Source organism: Gordonia sp. UBA7599 (genome assembly GCA_002477755.1).
Classification (GTDB): Bacteria; Actinomycetota; Actinomycetes; order Mycobacteriales; family Mycobacteriaceae; genus Gordonia.
This window is the reverse complement of record DLKD01000039.1, coordinates 747-5696: the sequence shown is the minus strand read 5'-3', so window position 1 is coordinate 5696 and position 4950 is coordinate 747. Positions and strand designations below refer to the sequence as shown.

Below are 4950 nucleotides of genomic sequence, written 5' to 3'. Positions count from 1 at the left end.
CCAAGCTCTACTACCTGCGCGATCTCCGTGGCAAGGCCGCGAAGATCAAGGAAAAGCGCTGACGCGTCGCCGCCCCCTCGGGCGCTGACCCGGTAGGCTGTGGAGTCGTGTCCGACGATAACGACGAGAACGTCTCCAAGCCCTGGCATTCCAAGGGCGACAAGGACGACAAGCCCGACGAGAAGCGCTCCTTCTTCCGCGAATTGGCCGTCATCATCGGCATCGTGTTGGTGGTGAGCTGGATCGGACAGACCTTCATCTTCCGCCAGTACGTGGTGCCGTCGGAGTCGATGGAATCGACCCTGATTGGCTGCGCGGGTTGCTCCAACGACCGCATCGTCATCGACAAGCTGGCCTACCGCTTCGGCGACCCCACCCCCGGTGACGTCGTCGTCTTCAAGGCGCCCAGCGAATCCTGGGACTCGGGCGGTCCGCCGCGCGACTCGTCGACGCTGCGCGGCAAGTTCCTCAACGCGCTCTCGTGGTTCGGCTACGCCCCGCCTAACGAGTACAGCCTGGTCAAGCGGGTCATCGCGACTGGCGGTCAGACCGTCGAATGTCATGCGTCGGAGAACGTCGGCATCAAGGTCGACGGCAAGCCGCTGCACGAGCCGTACATCGACCGCGAACTGCAGTCGCGCGTCCCCGACGCGGGCCCGTGCCTGGGACCCGATTTCGGGCCCATCAAGGTGCCCGACGGCAACTACTGGGTGATGGGTGACAACCGGACGTACTCGGCCGATTCCCGCTTCCACACCGAGGACGAATTCCACGGCACAGTGCCGAAGTCCGACATCCGGGGCAAGGTGCGATTCGTCATCTGGCCGGCCGCGCGCATCGGCGGGGTCGGATCGGAGAATCCGCAGAAGTAGGGCCGCGATGTCAGCTTCCCTACGATGGCCTCCGCGGCCGCCCGTGCGCCGCGCGGCGTCGCTGCGCACCTACGAATTCGCCCTGCACAACAGTGGTTTGGGGCCGGTCGCCGGGGTTGACGAAGCCGGTCGGGGTGCGTGTGCCGGACCGCTCGTCGTCGCGGCGTGTGTCTTGAAACCGAACCAACTGCGCTCCCTGGCCGATCTGAACGACTCCAAGAAAGTGGCGCCGCCCGCCCGGCGCCGGCTGTACGGCGCGATCCGCAAGTACGCGCAGGCGTATTCGGTGGTGGTGATCGAGGCAGACGAGATCGACCGGATCGGCATCCACGTCGCCAACATCGAGGGCATGCGCCGCGCCGTCGCCGCGCTGCACACCACGCCCGGGTACGTCCTGTCGGACGGCTTTGTCGTGCCGGGGCTGCCGGTGCCGTCGCTGCCGATCATCGCCGGTGATGCCAACGCCGCCTGCATCGCGGCGGCGAGCATCCTGGCCAAGGTGACACGCGACGACATCATGGCGCGACTCGACGACGAGCTGCCCGGATACGACTTCGCCGTGCACAAGGGCTACTCGACCGAGCACCACATGAGCCGTGTCGCCGAACTCGGTCCGTCGGCGCAGCACCGCATGTCGTATCGCAACGTCGCGGCCCACGCGGTGCGCGATACCCTGAAACCATGAGTGCCGACGATCTCGAGAACTACGAAGCCGACCTGGAGCTGTCGCTGTACCGCGAGTACAAGGACATCGTCGGCCAGTTCACCTACCTCGTGGAGACCGATCGTCGGATGTACTTGGCCAACGGCGTCGAAATGTCGCCGCGCAACTCCGACGGCGAGGTGTACTTCGAGCTGCGCCTCACCGATGCGTGGGCTTGGGATCTGCACCGTCCGTCGCGGTTTGTGAAGCAGGTGCGGATCATCACGTTCAAGGACGTCAACATCGAGGAGATCGAGCAGCCTGAGCTGCGGCTCCCCGAGTAGCCCCCAGGTTTTCCACAGTTCTCAGATATCCACAGGACCGTGCCGTCACAGGCCCGGGACAGGCGGATCGGTCGGTGCCGTGATCCATCCTCGATCGCATGGGGGAGACACGACAATCACTCGGGGCGGCGGGCGAGGCAATCGCGGCCGACTACCTGGCGACGCTGGGCTGGCGCGTTTGTGCGCGCAACTGGCGCAATCGATACGGCGAACTGGATGTGATCGCGCGGGAGCCGAATCCGTCCGGCGGACCCGACAACCTCGTGATCGTCGAGGTGAAGACACGACGCAACGCCGCGGTCTACGACGACCCGGTCACCGCGGTCACCGACGAGAAGCTGGCACGCATGGTGCGGTTGGCGTGGATGTGGGTCGAGGAGCAGCGCGAAGCCGGTGACCTGCCGTACTTCGAGGCGATGCGCTTCGATGTGATCTCGATCCGCATGGCCGGGCCGGGCGGGGCGCCGGCGCTGCGTCATCACCGCGGGTTGGTCGACTGATGACGCTGGGACGGGCGTTCTCCGTCGGGCTGAACGCGTTTCGGGCCCGCGTTGTCGAGGTCCAGGCCAATACCAGTCGGGGCACCCCGGGATTCTTCATCACCGGACTGGCCGACGTGGCTTTGCGAGAGGCGCGCGACCGGGTCCGCCCGGCGATCGTCAACTCCGGTGGAAACTTCCCGGAGCTCAAGGTCGTCGTCGCGCTCGCGCCGGCGAACATGCCGAAGGCCGGTCCCGGCTTCGACCTCGCGATGGCGGTGAGCATCGTCTTGGCCGACAAGGATGCCGACGACAAGCTGCTGGAGGCCGGTGCGATGCTCGTGCCCTCGACGGTCTTCCTCGGCGAGCTCGGTCTTGATGGCGCCATTCGTCCGGTGCGCGGGGTGCTGCCCTGCCTGCTCGAGGCCCGGCGCGCCGGGTTTGTGCGGGCGGTGGTCCCGCGGGCGAACATGGCCGAGGCCGGCCTGGTGTCCGGGATCGAGATCCACGGAGCGACCAGATTCGCTGATGTATGCCGGTGGTTGCGCGGCGATGCCGAGCTCGACGATGAGCCGCCGCCCGTCGACGGGTTGACCGTCCCGTCACCGGATATGGCCGACGTCGTCGGCCAGGGACAGGCGCGCCGGGCGCTGGAGATCGCGGCCGCCGGAATGCACCACATCCTGATGACCGGGCCGCCGGGAATCGGCAAGACCATGCTGGCCCGCCGCCTACCGGGGATCCTGCCCTCGCTGGGTGAGGACGAGGCGCTGGAGGTCACGGCGATCCACTCGATCGCGGGGGCATTGCCGCGGCGACGGCCGCTCATCGTCGAACCGCCGTTCATCGCACCGCATCATTCGGTGACGGTCACCGCGCTGCTCGGTGGGGGCACCGGCACCGCCCGGCCGGGTGTGGCGTCGCTGGCGCACCGAGGGGTGTTGTTCCTCGACGAGTGCGCCGAGATGGGTGCCAAGGCGCTCGATGCGTTGCGGCAGCCGCTGGAGGAGGGTGAGGTGCGCGTGACGCGGCGCGATGGGGTGGCCACCTACCCGGCACGCCTGCAATTGGTGCTGGCGGCCAACCCGTGTCCGTGCGCACCGGCCCACGACATCGACTGTGTCTGCTCGGTGGTGGCGCGGCGGCGATATCTGGGCAAGTTGTCGGGTCCGCTCATGGATCGCATCGACATCCGGGTCCGGATGAACCCGCCGGGCAACACCGCACTGCTCACCGAATGCGGCGAGCCGAGTACGGCGGTACGGGAACGGGTCGTCGCTGCCCGGGACGCCGCGGTCGCCCGGTGGGCCCACCACGGCTGGCGCACCAACGGCGAGGTGCCGGGGTCAGTGCTGCGCGGCGAGTTCCGACTCGGTCCCGAGGCGATGCGTCCGGTCGAATTGTTCCTGCGCGACGGTCGGGTGACCGCGCGGGGAGCCGATCGTGCCTTGCGACTCGCCTGGACGCTGGCAGACCTACGCGGGGCCGAGCGCCCCAACCAGGACGACGTCGCCCAGGCCCTGCTGTATCGGGACCGAGGGGGAGCAGCATGAGTACCGACGAGTCGGTGTTGCGGGCCTGGGCCTATCTGATGCGGGTGGCCGAGCCACCGCACACCGGTCTGCGCGACCTCGTCGAGGCGGAGGGCCCGGTCGCCGCCGCGCAGGCCATCCGGTCGAGGAAGGTGCCAGCCGGTTTCAACGGCGTCCTCAGCGTGACAAACGTCCGCGCCGAACACGACCTCTCCGCACAGGACCTCGATGCAGCCGCGGCGGTCGGCGCGCGGCTCGTGGCGCCCGACGACGAGGAGTGGCCCGGGTGGCAGCTGTGGGGACTGCGGTCGGCCGACACGGTCGAGCGCGGCGGACCACCCCTGGCGCTGTGGGTGCGAGGGAGCAGGTGTCTTGCCGACGAGGTCGCCGCTGGCATTGGCGTCATCGGGTCGCGCGCATCGACGTCCTACGGCGAGCACGTCACCGGGCAGATCGTCGGCGGACTCGTCGACGCCGGGTGGGCAGTGATCTCCGGCGGTGCGTTCGGCATCGACGGCACCGCGCACCGTGCCGCGCTGGGCTGCGGTGGTAGCACCGTCGCGGTCATGGCGTGCGGTATCGACGTCGATTACCCGTCGTCGCACTCGTCGCTCTTCAATGCGATCGCCCGCGACGGGCTCATCGTCACCGAGTACCCGCCGGGTACCACCGCGGCACGACACCGCTTCCTGACGCGCAACCGTCTGGTGGCGGCACTCTCCACCGCGGTCGTCGTGGTGGAGGCGGGGGCGCGCAGCGGTGCGGCCAACACGGCGGCATGGGCCCGCAAACTAGGACGTCCGCTGGGTGCGGTGCCAGGTCCGATCACCTCGTCGATGTCGTTGGGGTGCAATCGGATGATCGCCGACGAGCAGGCCGCGCTCGTCGTCGACGCGCAGGCGTTGATCTCGCTCGCCGCTCCCGACGGCCAGGGTGGGCCCAATCGCGGCCCGGTGCGACGGATCGACGAGCTCACCGGCGACCGGCAACGCGTGTACGAGGCGATTCCCGGGCGAGGTGCGATCACCGTCGACGAGATCGCCCTCAACGCCGCACTCGACGTCGGCGGCACGATCAGCG

Annotated in this window: 6 protein-coding genes; all 6 read left to right on the top strand. The window is 68.6% G+C overall.

Features of this window, described 5'->3' with window-relative positions; all coding sequences use genetic code 11:
• Positions 1–107 precede the first annotated feature (107 nt).
• On the top strand, positions 108–872 hold the full coding sequence (gene lepB / locus B4L26_RS05340) for a signal peptidase I (RefSeq protein WP_290716718.1): 765 nt from the start codon (positions 108–110) through the stop codon (positions 870–872).
• Between the two features lie 7 nt (positions 873–879).
• Positions 880–1557, top strand: coding sequence for a ribonuclease HII (locus B4L26_RS05335; protein WP_290716715.1), 678 nt, complete (start codon positions 880–882; stop codon positions 1555–1557).
• Complete coding sequence (locus B4L26_RS05330) at positions 1554–1859, top strand: DUF2469 domain-containing protein (protein WP_290716712.1); 306 nt, start codon at positions 1554–1556, stop codon at positions 1857–1859. The genes B4L26_RS05335 and B4L26_RS05330 overlap by 4 nt, the downstream gene beginning before the upstream one ends.
• 98 nt (positions 1860–1957) lie before the next feature.
• Positions 1958–2359 carry a YraN family protein gene (locus B4L26_RS05325; RefSeq protein WP_290716709.1) on the top strand — a complete coding sequence of 134 codons (402 nt, stop codon included), beginning with the start codon at positions 1958–1960 and terminating at the stop codon, positions 2357–2359.
• On the top strand, positions 2359–3891 hold the full coding sequence (locus B4L26_RS05320; RefSeq protein WP_290716706.1) for a YifB family Mg chelatase-like AAA ATPase: 1533 nt from the start codon (positions 2359–2361) through the stop codon (positions 3889–3891). Before B4L26_RS05325 ends, B4L26_RS05320 begins: the two co-directional genes overlap by 1 nt.
• Positions 3888–4950 (top strand): DNA-processing protein DprA (gene dprA / locus B4L26_RS05315; protein ID WP_290716703.1); only part of this gene is annotated, 1063 nt, incomplete at its 3' end. The genes B4L26_RS05320 and dprA, both read left to right, overlap by 4 nt.